The sequence below is a fragment of the Microlunatus flavus genome (assembly GCF_900110855.1).
In the GTDB taxonomy this organism is placed as follows: Bacteria; Actinomycetota; Actinomycetes; order Propionibacteriales; family Propionibacteriaceae; genus Microlunatus; species Microlunatus flavus.
Map to the genome: position 1 here is coordinate 161219 of NZ_FOFA01000007.1, position 15781 is coordinate 176999.

Annotated in this window: 13 protein-coding genes; 10 read left to right on the forward strand and 3 right to left on the reverse strand. The window is 73.0% G+C overall.

The features are described from left to right. Positions 1–99: 99 nt before the first annotated feature. From BMY04_RS15940 to mshB, 5 genes are all read left to right on the forward strand, one after another. Positions 100–1167, forward strand: a complete 1068-nt coding sequence (locus tag BMY04_RS15940; RefSeq protein WP_091183070.1) for an ABC transporter ATP-binding protein — start codon at positions 100–102, stop codon at positions 1165–1167. After that, positions 1164–2333 (forward strand): ABC transporter ATP-binding protein, encoded by a 1170-nt coding sequence (locus tag BMY04_RS15945; protein WP_091183073.1) that lies wholly within the window; start codon positions 1164–1166, stop codon positions 2331–2333. Before BMY04_RS15940 ends, BMY04_RS15945 begins: the two co-directional genes overlap by 4 nt. Continuing rightward, positions 2330–3349: an ABC transporter permease gene (locus BMY04_RS15950; RefSeq protein WP_232506445.1), complete on the forward strand. Its 1020-nt coding sequence runs from the start codon at positions 2330–2332 to the stop codon at positions 3347–3349. Before BMY04_RS15945 ends, BMY04_RS15950 begins: the two co-directional genes overlap by 4 nt. A 13-nt stretch (positions 3350–3362) precedes the next feature. Then, complete coding sequence (locus BMY04_RS15955; RefSeq protein ID WP_091183076.1) at positions 3363–4322, forward strand: ABC transporter permease; 960 nt, start codon at positions 3363–3365, stop codon at positions 4320–4322. A gap of 211 nt (positions 4323–4533) precedes the next feature. Next, positions 4534–5454, forward strand: a complete 921-nt coding sequence (gene mshB, locus BMY04_RS15960) for an N-acetyl-1-D-myo-inositol-2-amino-2-deoxy-alpha-D-glucopyranoside deacetylase (protein ID WP_232506446.1) — start codon at positions 4534–4536, stop codon at positions 5452–5454. Between the two features lie 28 nt (positions 5455–5482). On the opposite strand, the gene BMY04_RS15965 is transcribed toward mshB, so the two are convergent. Then, the gene (locus BMY04_RS15965; RefSeq protein WP_139209903.1) at positions 5483–6466 is read right to left on the reverse strand and encodes a GNAT family N-acetyltransferase; all 984 of its coding nucleotides are present in this window, start codon (positions 6464–6466) and stop codon (positions 5483–5485) included. A gap of 191 nt (positions 6467–6657) precedes the next feature. Here BMY04_RS15965 and fdxA point away from each other — a divergent pair, with 191 nt between their 5' ends. The 5 genes from fdxA to BMY04_RS15990 all read left to right on the forward strand — a co-directional run bounded on the left by fdxA (position 6658) and on the right by BMY04_RS15990 (position 13856). Then, positions 6658–6984, forward strand: a complete 327-nt coding sequence (gene fdxA / locus BMY04_RS15970) for a ferredoxin (protein WP_091183086.1) — start codon at positions 6658–6660, stop codon at positions 6982–6984. Between the two features lie 31 nt (positions 6985–7015). Then, positions 7016–8134 (forward strand): succinyldiaminopimelate transaminase, encoded by a 1119-nt coding sequence (gene dapC / locus BMY04_RS15975; protein WP_091183090.1) that lies wholly within the window; start codon positions 7016–7018, stop codon positions 8132–8134. Between the two features lie 133 nt (positions 8135–8267). Continuing rightward, positions 8268–10073: a WD40 repeat domain-containing protein gene (locus tag BMY04_RS15980; protein WP_091183094.1), complete on the forward strand. Its 1806-nt coding sequence runs from the start codon at positions 8268–8270 to the stop codon at positions 10071–10073. Between the two features lie 91 nt (positions 10074–10164). Beyond that, positions 10165–12036, forward strand: coding sequence for a WD40 repeat domain-containing protein (locus BMY04_RS15985; RefSeq protein WP_139209906.1), 1872 nt, complete (start codon positions 10165–10167; stop codon positions 12034–12036). 8 nt (positions 12037–12044) lie between these two features. Continuing rightward, entirely contained in the window at positions 12045–13856 is a 1812-nt protein-coding gene (locus BMY04_RS15990) for a hypothetical protein (protein ID WP_091183102.1), read from the forward strand. Between the two features lie 6 nt (positions 13857–13862). Here the strand turns inward: BMY04_RS15990 and BMY04_RS15995 are convergent, their stop codons facing one another. Together BMY04_RS15995 and dapD are read right to left on the reverse strand one after the other, a co-directional pair. Beyond that, on the reverse strand, positions 13863–14786 hold the full coding sequence (locus BMY04_RS15995; protein ID WP_091183107.1) for a hypothetical protein: 924 nt from the start codon (positions 14784–14786) through the stop codon (positions 13863–13865). After that, positions 14786–15757, reverse strand: coding sequence for a 2,3,4,5-tetrahydropyridine-2,6-dicarboxylate N-succinyltransferase (gene dapD, locus BMY04_RS16000; RefSeq protein ID WP_091183110.1), 972 nt, complete (start codon positions 15755–15757; stop codon positions 14786–14788). Before dapD ends, BMY04_RS15995 begins: the two co-directional genes overlap by 1 nt. Positions 15758–15781: the final 24 nt, after the last annotated feature.

Consider the following 15781-nt stretch of genomic DNA (forward strand, 5'->3'; position numbering starts at 1 on the left):
CCGGCCCTCGACGGCTGGTGACCGATCGGGACCCATCGGTCCCGCAGGGCTCGCCGCCCCGCTGACGGGGCGCGACCGACCAGGTGAGTAGGAGCACAGATGGCGCTGCTCGAGGTGGAGGACCTCCACGTCTCCTTCAACACCGCGGACGGGGTGGTGAAGGCCGTCCGCGGCCTGACCTTCTCCGTGGACCGCGGCCAGACGATCGGCATCGTCGGCGAGTCCGGCTCCGGCAAGAGCGTGTCGACCCAGACGATCATGGGTCTGACCGCCGGTGCCCGGGTCAGCGGCGAGGCGCGCTTCGAGGGCCAGAACCTGCTGACCATGTCCGACAAGGAGCTGCGCTCGGTGCGCGGCGCCAAGGTCGGGATGATCTTCCAGGACCCGCTGTCGAGCCTGCACCCGTACTACAAGGTCGGCTGGCAGATCGTGGAGATGGTCCGCGCGCACACGAACGTCTCGAAGGCCGCCGCGAAGAACCGGGCCATCGACCTGCTCCGGCTCGTGGGCATCCCCAAGCCCGAGGCGCGCGTCGACGAGTACCCGCACCAGTTCTCCGGCGGCATGCGCCAGCGCGCGATGATCGCCATGGCGATGGCGCTGAACCCGATCCTGCTCATCGCCGACGAGCCCACCACCGCCCTCGACGTGACCGTCCAGGCCCAGGTGCTCGACGTGATGGAGCGGCTCCAGCAGGAGTTCGGCACCGCGATCGTCATGATCACCCACGACATGGGCGTCATCGCCGACATCGCCGACGACGTGGTCGTCATGTACGCCGGCACGGCGATGGAGAAGGCCGAGCGGCGCGAGCTCTTCTACCACAACCACCACCCCTACACCGAGGGGCTGCTGGCCTCGATCCCGCAGCCGGGCGCCGACCGCACCAAGCGGCTGCTGCCCATCCACGGCACGCCGCCGAGCCTCATCCAGCTGCCGACGGGCTGCCCGTTCCACCCGCGCTGCCCGTACGCCTTCGACAAGTGCGTGGCCGAGACGCCGCCGCTGCGCAGCGTGCACGGCCGCACCGACCACGAGTCGGCGTGCTGGCTCCCGACCGACGAGTCCGAGCGCGTCGCCGAGCGCACCCGCGTCCAGGCGGTCCTCGCCGCGCAGTCCGAGATCGACACCGAGGTCGCCAAGGACCTCACGGAGGTGACCGCATGAGCGCACCGGCCACCGCGCCCGCCCGCGGCGGGGGCGACTCCTCCGACGTGCTGCTGCGCGTGGAGAACGTCGTCAAGGAGTTCCCGGTCGGCTCGACCTCGCTGTTCCGCCGGAGCCGCGACGTCGTCCACGCCGTCGACGGGGTGAGCTTCGAGCTGCGCCGCGGCGAGACGCTCGGGCTGGTGGGGGAGACGGGCTGCGGCAAGTCGACCCTGGCCCGCTGCATCACGCGGCTCTACTCGATCACCGGCGGCTCGGTCGAGTTCGACGGCAAGGACATCAGCAAGCTCGAGGGCGGCGACCTCCGCGAGGTCCGCCGCGACGTGCAGATGATCTTCCAGGACCCGTACGGCTCGCTGAACCCGCGCCGCCGCGTCGGCTCGATCATCTCCGACCCGTTCGCGATCCACGGCACCCTGCAGGGCGCGGCCCGCAAGCGCCGCGTGCAGGAGCTGATGGAGCTCGTCGGGCTCAACCCGGAGCACTACAACCGCTTCCCGAACGAGTTCTCCGGCGGCCAGCGCCAGCGCATCGGCGTCGCCCGGGCGCTCGCGCTGCAGCCCAAGCTGATCGTCTGCGACGAGCCGGTCTCCGCGCTCGACGTCTCCATCCAGGCACAGATCATCAACCTGCTCGCCGACCTGCAGTCCGAGCTCGGGCTGACCTACCTCTTCATCGCCCACGACCTGTCGGTCGTGCAGCACGTCAGCGACCGGGTCGCGGTGATGTACCTGGGCAAGGTCGCCGAGCTCGCCGACGTCGACGACCTCTACGGCCACCCGCGCCACCCGTACAGCAACGCGCTGCTCTCGGCCGTGCCCGTCGCCGACCCGAACGCCGCGGCGCAGCGCGAGCGGATCGTGCTGATCGGCGACGTCCCGTCGCCCATCCACCCGCCGTCGGGCTGCCACTTCCACACGCGCTGCCCGAAGGCGCAGGAGATCTGCGTGACCGAGGACCCGGCGCTGGTCCCCAGGCTCGGCGACGGCCCGGGGCACGTGGCAGCCTGCCACTTCCCGGTCGCCGACGGCGAGGACCTGTCGAAGGCCCGCGCGGCGATCGAGCAGGAGGACGCCACCGACGCCGAGGACGTCGGCGCGGTGCTCGCCGGGCTTGCCGACACGCCGGGCTTCACCGAACCGACGCGGCAGGAGGAGGCGCGGTGAGCGAGGAGACGCTCCGTACGACGGAGGCCGACGAGGGCCGCGAGGCCGAGACCGTGGACCGCGAGGGCCGGCTGGGCCAAGCCGCTGCGACCGCGCCGGGCACGGGCGACGCGCCCGCCCGCATCCAGGGCCGCAGCCCGTGGCGCCTCGCCTGGGAGCGGCTGCGCCGCGACAAGGTGGCGATGGTCTCGCTCGGGTTCATCGTCCTGATCGTGGTGTTCGCGCTGCTCGCCCCGGTGATGGCGCTCATCACCGGGCACGGCGTCAACCAGCAGTTCAACGACGTCGGCCTGACCCCCGAGGGCCTGCCCAAGCCGCCCACGGGCCAGTTCTGGTTCGGCACCGACGACCTCGGCCGCGACATCTTCGTGCGCTGCGCGTACGGGGCCCGGATCTCGATCCTGGTCGGCGTCGTGGCGACCGGATTCACGATCGTCGTCGGCGTCGTGCTCGGCCTGATCGCCGGCTACTTCGGCAAGATCGCCGACACGATCATCTCCCGCATCATCGACGTCGTCCTGGCGTTCCCGTTCCTGCTCTTCGCCATCGCGCTGGTCTCGATCGTCGGGGCCAGCCTGACCGTGACGATCGTGGTGATCGCGATGTTCAGCTGGGCGTCGGTGGCCCGCATCGTGCGCGGCCAGGTGCTGTCGATCCGCGAGCGCGAGTACATCGAGGCCGCCCGCTCCCTGGGCTCGGGGAGCACGCGGATCATGTTCGTCGACGCCCTGCCCAACGTGCTCGCGCCGATCATCGTCTACGCGACGCTGCTCATCCCGTCGGTCATCGTCACCGAGGCGACCCTGTCGTTCCTCGGCCTCGGCGTGCCGGCCCCCACCGCCACCTGGGGCAACATGATCTCGGAGGCCCAGGCCGGCGGGCTGTACCAGATCGCCCCCTGGTTCCTCGGCTTCCCGAGCCTCCTGCTGCTCCTGCTCACCCTCGCGTTCAACCTGCTCGGCGACGGCGTCCGTGACGCCTTCGACCCGCGGGGCGACCGGATGAACCAGCGCTGAGGAAGGACGACCCATGCTTCGATTTCTCGTCCGCCGGGTGCTCCTCGGCGTGCTCGTGCTCTTCCTCGTGGTCACGCTCGTGTTCGCGTTGTTCTACCTCTACCCGTCCGACGTCGCGCGCACCCTCGCGGGGCGGCAGGCGACGCCGGAGACCATCGCGCTGATCCAGGCGCGCCTCGGGCTCGACCAGCCGATCTACGTGCAGTACGGACGGTTCCTGTGGGGCCTGCTGCACGGCAACCTGGGCTACGACTACTACCACCAGGTGCCGGTCACGACCATCATCGCTGCGGCGCTGCCGAAGACGCTGTCGATCGCGCTGGGCGCCTCGGTGATCTGGCTCGTGCTCGGCGTGCTGAACGGCGTCGTCTCCGCCGTGCGGCCCCGTTCCGTGGCCGACCGGACGCTGACGGTCTTCTCGCTGTTCTTCTACTCGCTGCCGACCTTCGTCCTCGGCCTGACGCTGCTGTACTTCCTGTACTTCAAGCTCACGCTGGCCGGCGTCACGTTCTTCCCCCCGGGCGGCTACGTGAACCTCGCCGACGACCCGGGCACCTGGTTCCGGTCGCTGATCCTGCCGTGGCTGACCCTGGCCCTGGTGCAGGCGGCCCTCTACACCCGCCTCACCCGCGGCTCCCTGATCGACGTCCTCGGCGAGGACTACATCCGCACGGCGCGGTCCAAGGGCCTGGGGGAGCAGCGGATCACCTACCGCCACGGCCTGCGGAGCGCGCTGACGCCGATCGTGACCCAGTTCGGCATCGACCTCGGCGTGCTCGTCGGCGGCGTGGTCGTGACCGAGTCGGTGTTCGGCATCGACGGCCTCGGCTTCGAGGCGGTGCGCGCGATCAACGACCAGAACTCCCCGGTGATCATCGGCGTCGTCATCGTCGCCGCCGCGGCCGTGGTCGTCGCGAACATCGTCGTCGACCTCCTCTACGCCGTCCTCGACCCCCGCGTCCGCCTGAACTGATCCGGTGTGCCCGCGCGGTCATCAGCCGCGTACGGAGCCCGACCTCAGGTTTTCCACGTGAACGTGAAACTCCGGTGCTTCACCCAGCAGATCTGCTGCGGGAAGCACCGGTTTTTCACGTGAACGTGAAAAACCGGTGACGCCGAGCTCGAGAGGGAGGGCGCCGTCCACGGCGTACGGGTGGCGTCGCCCGGTGCATAGGCTGGCCCGCGTGATTCCCGCGCAGGACCGCCGGCTGATGCTCGTGCACGCCCACCCCGACGACGAGACGATCGGCAACGGCGTCACCATGGCCAAGCACGTGGCCGAGGGGGGCCAGGTCACGCTCGTCACGTGCACCCTCGGCGAGGAGGGCGAGGTGCTGATCCCCGAGCTCGTCCACCTCGACGCCGAGCACGAGGACGACCTGGCGCCGCAGCGGCTGAAGGAGCTCACCGAGGCGATGCGCCTGCTCGGCGTGACCGACTTCGTCCGGCTCGGCGGCGACGGCCGCTACCGCGACTCGGGCATGGCGTACGACGACAAGGGCCGCGCGATCGCCCGCGACGTGCTGCGCGACGGCATCTTCTGGACCGCCGACCTGCGCACCGCCGCCGACGACCTCGTCGCGCTGATCCGCGACCGCCGCCCCCAGGTGCTGGTGGCGTACAACGAGATCGGCGGCTACGGCCACCCCGACCACGTGCAGGCGCACCGCGTCGCCATGTACGGCTACCTGCTCGCCGGGGTGCCGGGCTACCGACCCGACCTCGGGGACCCGTGGACCGTGGAGCGCGTGCTCTGGAGCACGATGAGCGCCACCCGGATGAAGGCCGCGGTCGCCGCCCTGCGCGCGGCAGGTGACGAGGAGACGTTCAAGGGCTTCGAGGACGCCGAGGGCGAGATGCCGATGATGTCGCCCGACGACGAGATCGTCGCGGCCGTCGACGGCACCGCGTACGTGGCGCAGAAGCTCGACGCCATGCGCGCCCACGCGACCCAGATCCTGCCCGACGGGACGTTCTTCGCCGGCGGCAAGATGTCGGTCGACAGCATGTGGTCCCACGAGTTCTACCGCTTCGCCGCCGGCACGCCCTTCCCCGTGACGCACGACAGCCCCTGGGCCGACGACCTCTTCGCCGGGCTCGGCTGAGGTCGCGGGCCGGGCACGTCTGCCCGGGTCAGCGCTCGGGTGGGGCCAGGTAGCGGTAGCGGTGGTGCAGCCGGAAGCCGAGGCGCTCGTACGCCGCGTGCGCGGCCTCGTTGCGGGCGTCGACCTGCAGGTAGACCCAGCGCGCGTCGCGCCGCGCGGCCCAGTGCCCGAGACCACGCATCACGGCCGTCGCCAGCCCCTGCCGACGCTGGTCCGGGTGCGTCCACAGCGCCGCCACGCCGAGCCAGCCCCGGGCGAGGTGACCCCGGCCCACGGCGACGACCTCGCCGTCCCGCTCCACCGAGCCGAACGCCCGCGGCCGGCGCCCGTCGAGCAGCCGGGTGACCACCGCGGGGTCGGCGTCGTTCGGGCGGTAGGCGTCGAAGGCCGCGCGCCAGCCCGGGTCCAGCTCCTCGCCGACCCGGACCGTCGGCTGCGGCCCGTGGTCGCCGAGCAGGTCCGCCAGCCGCATCGCCAGCACGTCCGTGGCGACGTACGTCTCGCCCCAGCCCAGGTCCTGCAGCGCCGCGTCCTCCGTGGAGCCGGTGACGACCTGCGCCAGCGGCGCGATGCGGTGCGCGGCCGCGTACGCCTCCACGCGCGCTGCCGCCTCGGGCAGCGGCACGCCCGGGTCGCCGACGGCCAGGCAGGAGTTGGCCCGACCGGTGAAGCCGGAGGCCGAGCGCAGGAGCCAGTCGCCGAGGGGTTCCACGTCGACGGCCCAGGCCTCCGCCGAGGCGTGCTCGAGCGCCGCGGCGGGCGTCCGGGCAGGGTCGGGGCCGCCGCGCGCCGGCGGGGCCTGCCGCGCGACCACGACGTCGGCGAGCGGAACCCTCCAGGACGCCGTCGCGACGCCCGAGACCGGGTCCACGGAACCGTCGAGACGCACCGCCTCGTCGTCGACCGCGACCACCCACCCGACGTGGTCGGTCGCGGAACCGTCGGGCTGCCGGGCGCGCACCACCCAGCGCTCGCTGGGCCGGGCGCTGCGGAGCGAGGGAGGGGGTGGCACGGCGTCCGTCCTCCCGCTGGCTGACCGGCCCGCCGACGGCCGCCGGGCAGGCGCGATACTAGGCGGGCACGACCGCACCACCCGCAGCTGCACGACCTCAAGCACCACCCGCAAGCACCACCTGAATGCACCCCGCAGCCCGTCCAGCCCCACCCGGGCCGGCGGCCGCCGCCTCACCGAGGAGTTCTCCCGTGACGTACGTCATCGCTCAGCCCTGCGTCGACCTCAAGGACCGCGCCTGCGTGGAGGAGTGCCCGGTCGACTGCATCTACGAGGGCAAGCGGATGCTCTACATCCACCCCGACGAGTGCGTCGACTGCGGCGCCTGCGAGCCGGTCTGCCCGGTCGAGGCCATCTTCTACGAGGACGACACGCCCGAGGAGTGGAAGGACTACTACGACGCGAACGTCGGGTTCTTCTCCGAGCTGGGCTCGCCCGGCGGCGCCGCCAAGATGGGCGTGATCGACGCCGACGCCCCGCTCGTGGCCGCGCTGCCCCCGCAGGAGCACGACGAGTGATCGCGGGGAGCACCTGCTCCGGCGCGCTCGCATGAGCGCGCCCACCCACGTCCGACGGGGTCTCGGCGCGGGGCTGCCGGACTTCCCCTGGGACACCCTGGCGAGCGCCAAGGCGACCGCCGCGGCGTATCCGGGCGGCGTCGTGGACCTCTCGATCGGCACGCCGGTCGACCCGACCCCCGAGGTGGCGCGGCGTGCGCTGGCGGAGGCGTCGGACAGCCCTGGCTACCCGCTGACGTCGGGGACCCCGGCGCTGCGCCAGGCGCTGGCCGACCACCTCGACCGACGCTGGGGCGCGGCCGTGCTGCCGGAGGCGACGCTGCCGGTGATCGGCAGCAAGGAACTGGTCGCCTGGCTCCCGACCCTGCTCGGGCTCGGCCCCGACGACGTCGTGGTCTACCCCGAGGCGGCCTACCCGACGTACGCCGCCGGCGTCCAGCTCGCCGGTGCGCGCGGCCTCGCCTGCGACGACCTGACCCGGCTCGACGCCGAGGGCGTGCGGCCGGCGCTCGTGTGGCTGAACTCGCCCTCCAACCCCACCGGCCAGGTGCTGCCGACCGCGGTGCTCGCCGAGCGAGTCGCCTGGGTGCGCGAGCACGGCGCGATCGTGGCGTCGGACGAGTGCTACGGCGAGTTCGGCTGGGAGGCCGAGCCCGTCTCGGTGCTGCACCCCAGCGTCTCCGGCGACAGCCACGACGGGCTGCTGGCCCTGTTCTCGCTGAGCAAGCGCTCCAACCTCGCGGGCTACCGGGCCGGCTTCGTCGCCGGTGACCCGGCGCTGGTCGCCGAGCTGCTCGAGGTCCGCAAGCACATCGGCATGCTCGTGCCCAGGCCGGTGCAGGAGGTCATGGTCGCGGTGCTCGGCGACACGGCGCACGTGGCGGACCAGCGGGAGCGCTACGCCTCCCGCCGCGCCCGCCTCCGGCCGGCGCTCGAGGCCGCCGGCTTCAGGATCGACCACTCCGAGGCCGGCCTCTACCTCTGGGCGACGCGCGGCGAGGACAGCCGGACGACCCTGGCCTGGCTCGCGGAGCGCGGCATCCTCGTCGCGCCGGGCGACTTCTACGGCGACGCGGCCCGCCAGCACGTCCGGCTCGCCCTGACCGCCACCGACGAGCGCGTCGATGCGGCGGTTCAGCGGCTGTCCTGACGGCCGTCCTCGTCAGTGTCCCCCGCGAGGGGGACGTACCCCGACGATGCGTTGACGCTGCCTGGATCCTGAGAGCAGGATGAGCGCACCGCGTTCCCCGGCGCGTGCTCCCTTCCCCCGAGGCGGCAGACCCATGGCGCGCTGGTGCCGAACGACGCTCGCCCTGCTCCTGGCCCTCGTGGGCGTCGCAGCCCTCGGCCCGAGCCCGGCGGCCGTCGCCGCTCCCGCCCCGCCGTCGGTCGGCCTGGGCACGGTGATCGCCGACCTCGGCGTCACAAGCGGTTCCAGCGGAGCGGCCTTCAGCCCCGGCGGCGCGTACTACGTCTACCGAGTGCCCATGGGGGAACGCTGCGAGCTCCGGCTGTACGACGTGGGAGCGCGCAGGTCCGTGGACATGCCCCACGACCAGGTGGGCTGCTACCTGGGCGAGGTCGCTTGGGCGGCAGAGACCGCCACGCTCACCTGGCTGGTCGAGGACGCGGACGGGACGGGGACGGCGTACGTCTGGGACCCTCGCGCGGGTGCCCAGGTGGCCGTACCGGACGGCGTGACCGGGGGCTTGAGCTTGTCCGCCGACGGGCGCTTCCTCGCCTTCACGGGTCGCGCGAGCGGTGCGCCCGGCTCCGGTGGCGGCTGGCGGATCCTGGACCGGTCGACAGGTGTCAGCCGGACCCTCACCGCCCCAGGCGTCGACGTCGACTTCAAGGAGTGGAGCCCGACCGGCCACCGCTTCGTGGCCGACACTTCTCCCGTGGGGTCCGGGTCGCCGAACGGGACCTGCTTCGGCGAGACGTCCTGCGACGTCCTCAGCACGTACACCTACTTCGGCAACCAGTCCGGCGGAGGTCAGTGGTCGCCCGACGGCACGGCCGTCCTGGGCTTCGACCAGGTGGCGTTCGACTTCAGCGACCGCTCGTTCACGCCCTTCCCGAGAGGTCTCGGCTTCTCCGGCGACGCGGTGTTCCTCGACGAGGACCGGGTGGCGGGATCCCTCGACGGTGACGACTTCATCTGGAACCGGAGGTCCGGGGAGGTCGTCCGGCTGCCCTCGATCGGCACCCCGTCGCCGAACGGTCGGTACCTGCTGCTCGGCGGCGCCACGCGGGAGAGCTACCGCTACCGGAACGTCCTCACCGGAGCCACCGCGCCCGCCACCTACCGCGGAGACACCCGCGACCACGACCAGCTGGGCTACTGGACCGACGACGGCGCGGGCTTCCTCGGCCTCGGCCCCGGTGGGTGCTCCTCGTTGCGGCAGTGGTCACCCGCGTCGAACACCGTGAGCCTGTTCGTCTCCCCGGGTCCGCGGACCTGCTTCGAGGTGCCCTACCCGCGCGCCGCCGACACCTGGAAGTCGGCCTTCCGCACGTTCTCGTCGAGATCGGGTCGCTTCGCCCTGATCATGAAGACCAGCCCGGGGTCGCTGCACCGGGACTTCGTCGTCGACCTCCGCAGGCACGTCCTCCTCGGCCCGTTGGACGGGGAGGCGCAGGCCTTCGCCCCGAGCGGGTCCGACGTCCTCTCCGTCGCCGAGCAGCCTGGCGGCGGGACCACCCGGATGTTCCTCGTCGACCCCGCGCCCGTGCCGGACGTGGACGACAAGCCCCGATGGAGCGCGGCCTCCCCGGCGAACGGCACGCGGGTGCAGGCCGCGGTGGGGGAGCGGGTCCACGTCCGGGTCGGGGCGTCGGACCTGCAGGGCACGCCGGTCAACCTGTACTTCCGGTGGCGTGACTCGGCCGGGGTGCCGATCAAGTCGGCGCCGAAGGGCTGGTCGTGCGACCGGCGGCGGTTGGCGGCGGGGGCGACGGTGGCCGACTGCACGTTCGCGCCGCCGCACGACCACACGGCCACGCGCTACCTCGACGTGTGGGCCGTCAACCACGACACGGGTGCGCAGAGCGACACCCGCGCCTACCGGGTGGCGGTCGGTCGGTGACCGGTCCCCGACCGTTGACTGGTTCCGCTATGCGGTCTCAGGATGGGCCGACCGTGCTGTGCGGGCCGGTCCGAAGCCGAGGTGGCAGGCGATGACCCGATGGTGGCGCTGGACACTCGCCCTGCTGCTGTGCGGAACCGGAGCGCTGGTGATGGGTCCGGGGCCGGCAGCGAGCGCCGCACCCCAGGCGTCGGCGGGCGTCGGCACGGTCGTCGCCGACCTCGGCACGGTCTGGGCCGAACCGACCCCGGGCCTCAGCTCGGCCTCGAGACCGGGCTTCAGCCGGGACGGGAAGTACTTCGCCTACCTCGTACCTGCCAGCGGCGGCTGCGACGTTCGCGTGTACGACGTGGCGAGGCGTGCCCAGGTCAGCCTGTCGAACAACCACGTCGCCTGCGACGACGGCCTCCTCCGCTGGGCGGCCGCGACCGACACGCTGCAGTGGCAGGTGGATGCAACCGCCGGCGACGTCACGGCGTACGTCTGGGACGCGGATCCCGGTCGGGTGTCGGTCCTGGCGCTTGACGCCCACGTGTTCGCGACCTCCGGCATCTCCTCCGACGGCCGCTACCTGGCGTTCACGGGGCGCTCCGAGAGCCATCCGGCCCCGAGCGTGGACGACCCGCGCTCCGCCGGGTACGTCTACGACCGCACGACCGGCATCAGCGTCCCGCTGTCCAAGCCCGACGTGCACGTGCAGTTCGTCAGCTGGAGCCCCAAGGGTGACAACTTCGCGGCAGACGCGGGAGGCCACAAGCGGGGCGACCTGATGTTCGGCGGCTGCTTCGGCACCGGGACCTCGTGCCGTGTCTTCGACGACATCTACACCGAGAGCCAGGTGCGCTGGTCGCGCGACGGCACGGCCCTGCTCAGCTCACCGGGGTCGACCGGCGGGACGAGGGTCTACGACTTCACCACGAGCACCCTCACGCTGGTGAACGACCGGGTGGGTTTCGTGGACTTCGCGTACTTCGTCGGGTCGAGCCCGTCGCGCCTGCTGCTGGAGCAGGGAAGCCGGGCCGTGGTCTGGGACCGCACGACCGGCACGACCATCACGGTCTACGACAACTACACCGTCTACCCGTCGCCCGACGGCCGGTACCTGATCTTCCGCGGCTCCGGGCAGAACACCTGGCGCTACCTCGACCTGTCCGACCCCGGCGACGGCTCGTCGCCGACGGCGGGCTCGGCCGCCACCTTCCTGGGTGGCGACGGTGCGTGGAACCGGACCGGGTCGGCCTTCCTCGGCCTCGGGCCCACGACCGTGTCGCCGCAGGGCTTCATCTGCCCGTCGTCCTTCCGGCAGTGGTCACCGGCGTCCAACACGGTGAGCCTCTTCGGACCGCCCGGGACGGCGCGCTGCTACCGGATGCCGAACGCGCCCGGGCCTTCGTCCTCCGCAACGGGCCGCTTCGCGCTGGTCGACACGACCACCGCGAACGGCTCCGAGGGGCAGGAGTTCGTCGTGGACCTGCGTCGACACGTCCTGATCGGGCCGATCGACGGCTACGACGCGGTCTTCGCGCCCGCCGGCTCCAACCTCCTGGCCGTGCACCAGTCGATCGTGACCGGGTCCTCGCACCTCCTCCTCGTGGACCCGACGCCAGCGCCCGACGTGGACGACAAGCCGCGCTGGAGCGCGGCGACGCCGGCGAACGGGGTGAAGGTCGAGGCGGCGGTGGGGGCCGAGGTCCACGTGCAGCTGGGGGCGTCGGACCTGCAGTCGACGCCGGTGAACCTCTACTTCCGCTGGCGCGACTCGGCCGGCATGCCGATCAAGTCGGCGCCGAAGGGCTGGTCGTGCGAGCGGCGGCGCCTCGCCGCGGGGGCCACGGTCGCGGACTGCACGTTCGCGCCGCCGCACGACCACACGGCGGTGCGGTTCCTCGACGTGTGGGCCGTCAACCACGACACGGGTGCGCAGAGCGACACCCGCGCCTACCGCGTCGCGACCCGGACCTAGGAGGCGTCGTGACGATGGTGTCCAGATCAATCCGCGGGGTCCTGGCCCTGCTCCTCTGCGGTCTGGGCACCGCGGTCGCCCAGGCGCCGGTGGCCGTGGCCGCGCCGGCCCTGGACCCCGGCGTGGGGACGGTCGTCGCCGACCTGGGCACGGTGCCGTACGGCACGAGCCAGCCGGGCTTCAGCTTCGACGGCGCCTACTACGCCTCGCTGGTCGTGTCGGGGGACCGCTGCGACCTGCACGTGTACGACGTCGTGCGCCGCACGGCGGTGGCGCTGACGCACGCGCACGTCGCGTGCTCGTCGGGGGTCCGCTGGGCCGGGCACGCCGACACCCTGGCCTGGCAGGTGAACGCCGCGGCCGGCACCATCACCCCGTACGCCTGGGACGTCGCGACCGGGGCCGTGTCGGCGCTCGCGCCCGACGCCGAGGTGTTCACCCTGACGGGCGTCTCCGGCGACGGCCGCTACGTGTCCTTCACCGGTCGCTCCACCGCTCACCCGGCGCCGGTGGTCGACGCTCCCCGCGAGGCCGGCTACGTCTACGACCGGGCGGACGGCGTCAGCCTGCCGCTGTCGAGGCCCGGCGTCCACGTGCAGCTGCTCGAGTGGGGTCCCGCGGGCCACCACTTCCTCGGCTGGACCGGTGGTCGCACGTCCTACGACCAGAAGACGGGGTCCTGCTTCGGCACCGGCGCGGTGTGCGAGGACCCGCCCGACGCCGGGCTGTTCTTCGAAGAGGGCTGGTCGCGCGACGGCACCGCCGTCGTCGGCGAGCTGGTCCCGGGCGGCACGAACACGACCGTGGTCCACGACTTCACGGACGGGTCGTCGGCCCAGGTGCCGACCCGTGCGGGCCAGATCGGCTTCGCGCGCTTCATCGGTCCGGGCTCCGACCGGGTGCTGGTCTACCTCCGGGAGGGCACCGCGGTCTGGAACCGGCGCACCGGCAAGCTGCCCAAGACCTCCACCGGTCCCGTCTACCCGGCGCCCGACGGGAGCCACCTGCTGACCAAGGACGACGCGCCGGACGCCTTCCACCTCCTCGACCTGACGACGAACGTCTCCGTGCCCGTGACCTTCCGCGGCCGGGCCGGCTACTGGACCCCGGACGGGTCTTCGTTCATCGGCACCGGGCCGGGCGGCTGCTCGTCGCTGCGGCAGTGGTCGTCGGCCACCGGCACGGTGAGCCTCTTCGGTCCGCCCCCGCTCTCCACCTGCTACCGGGTGCCCGTCGCGGCCGACCAGGGCTCGCTCGGCTCGCCGTCCGGCCGCTTCGCGGTCGTGCAGGAGGAGCGGTCGGACCGCGGGATCCAGTCCTTCGTCGCCGACCTGCGGCGCCACACCCTGGCCGGACCGGTTTCCGGGACGGCGGACTACTTCGCCCCGGCGGGCGCCGACCTGCTCCCCGTGCGCCTGAGGCTCGACGGAGCCAGCGAGCGGCTCCTGCTGGTGGACCCGACGCCGTCGCCCGACGTGGACGACGAGCCGCGCTGGAGCGCGGCGACGCCGGCGACCGGGGCGGAGGTCGAGACGTCGGTGGGTGGCCAGGTCCACGTCCAGCTCGGGGCGTCGGACCTGCAGGGCACGCCGGTCAACCTGTACTTCCGGTGGCGCGACGCGGCCGGTACGCCGATCGCGTCCGCGCCGAAGGGGTGGGCGTGCGACCGGAAGCGGTTGGCGGCGGGCGCGACGGTCGCGGACTGCACGTTCGCCCCGCCGGCGGACCACACCGCCGTACGGTTCCTCGACGTCAGCGCCACGAACTTCGCCACCGGCGCGCAGAGCGACACCCGCAGCTACCGGGTCGCCACCCGCTGACCCGGCTCAGCGCACCGTCACCCGGACCGTGCGGCCCACGTCGTCGCCCTTCTGCCAGGTCGGCAGCGTGTACTGGTCCGTCGTCCAGACCTGGTCGTCGACCTCGACGGTGAGCACGCCGTGGCGCCCGGCGTTGGCGACGGCGTACTGCGCGTACGCCCACGCCTTGGCCTTGCTCGACGCCTGCACCGTGACGACCTTGCCGTCGGTCTCCGTGTCGACGCGGAAGGTCTTCTCGAGCGACTTCGCCAGGCCCGACGCGTCCCCGTCGGGCTCGCCGGTGACCAGGCAGGTGAAGGCCCGCGCCGTCTGGCCGGTGAGCGCGCTGGCCAGCACCCGCGCGTCGGGCTCGTGGTCGCGGTAGGCGTCGGGGTACGCGCTGCGCTGCACCGCCTGCGCGACCTTGGTGATGTCGCGGGTCTCCCAGTCGCGCACCCGCTCGAGGGCGTTGTAGAACTTCGTCGTCGCGTAGTAGGGGTCCATCAGCTGCTTCTCGCTGCCCCAGCCCTGCGAGGGCCGCTGCTGGAAGAGGCCCACCGAGTCGCGGTCGCCGTAGTCGAGGTTGCGGATGCCGGTCTCCTGGTAGACCGTCGCCATCGCGATGGACCCGGCGCGCGGCGCCAGGCCGCGCCGCACGGACAGGCCGACGACGATGGACGTGTAGTGGGCCTGGTCGGGGTCGAGCACGACGCTGCGGTCCTTCACCGTGGCCACGCACTGCTCCTCGCCGGGCAGCGGGGGGACCACGCCGCGGCCCCGCAACCACCCGTGCAGCCCGACCGCGCCGACCACGAGCAGGGCCACCACGGCCAGCGCCGCACCGAGCGCCAGGGCCCGGCGCCGGGCGTACGGCGGTCGCCGACGCGCCGGCGGACGGCGTCGCGCGGTGCTGCCGGCGCGCGTCGGGCGGGTCCGGGCGGCGGTGGGCACTACTGGCTGCTGTGCAGCGCCGCGTTCAGCTCGACGCTCGCACCCGTGCGCCGGCGCACCTCGATCGCACCGGAGACGGAGTTGCGCAGGTACAGCAGCCCGTCGCGGCCCGAGAGGGTGCCGGCCTTGACGACCGAGCCGTCCGGCAGCGTGACCTTGGTGCCGGCGGTGACGTAGAGGCCCGCCTCGACCACGCAGTCGTCGCCCAGCGAGATGCCGATGCCGGAGTTGGCACCGAGCAGGCACCGCTCGCCGATCGACACCTGCTCCTTGCCGCCGCCCGACAGGGTGCCCATGATCGACGCGCCGCCGCCGACGTCCGAGTCCCGGCCGACGACGACACCGGCGGAGATCCGGCCCTCGACCATGGAGGTGCCGAGGGTGCCGGCGTTGTAGTTGACGAACCCCTCGTGCATGACCGTGGTGCCCTCGGCGAGGTGGGCGCCGAGGCGTACGCGGTCGGCGTCGGCGACCCGCACCCCGCGCGGGACGACGTAGTCGACCATCCGCGGGAACTTGTCGACGCCGTGCACGGTGAGGTGGCCGAGGGCGGCGCGCAGCCGCCAGCGCACGTCCTCGAAGTCGGCGACCGCGCACGGGCCGGCGCTGGTCCACACGACGTTGGGCAGGACGCCGAAGACGCCGTCGAGGTTGACCGTGCGCGGCGCCACCAGCCGGTGGCTGAGCAGGTGCAGCCGCAGGTAGGCGTCGGCGGTGTCCGCCGGCGGCGCGTCGAGGTCGATCTCGGCCCGGAGCAGCTCGACCCGGACGCCGCGCAGCTCGTCGGTGCGCTCCGCCGCCGCGACGGCCGGCGGCACGGGCTCGTCGGTCGCGGACCCGAGGGCGGGGGAGGGGTACGCGACGTCGAGCACGCCGGCGACCTCGTGCACCGTCGCGAGGCCCCAGCCCCAGGCGAGACGTGGACTGGCGTCGGCCCTGTCGGCCCTGTCGGCCCTGTCGGCGTCGGTCATGGACCGAGGGTATCGGGGCCCGCC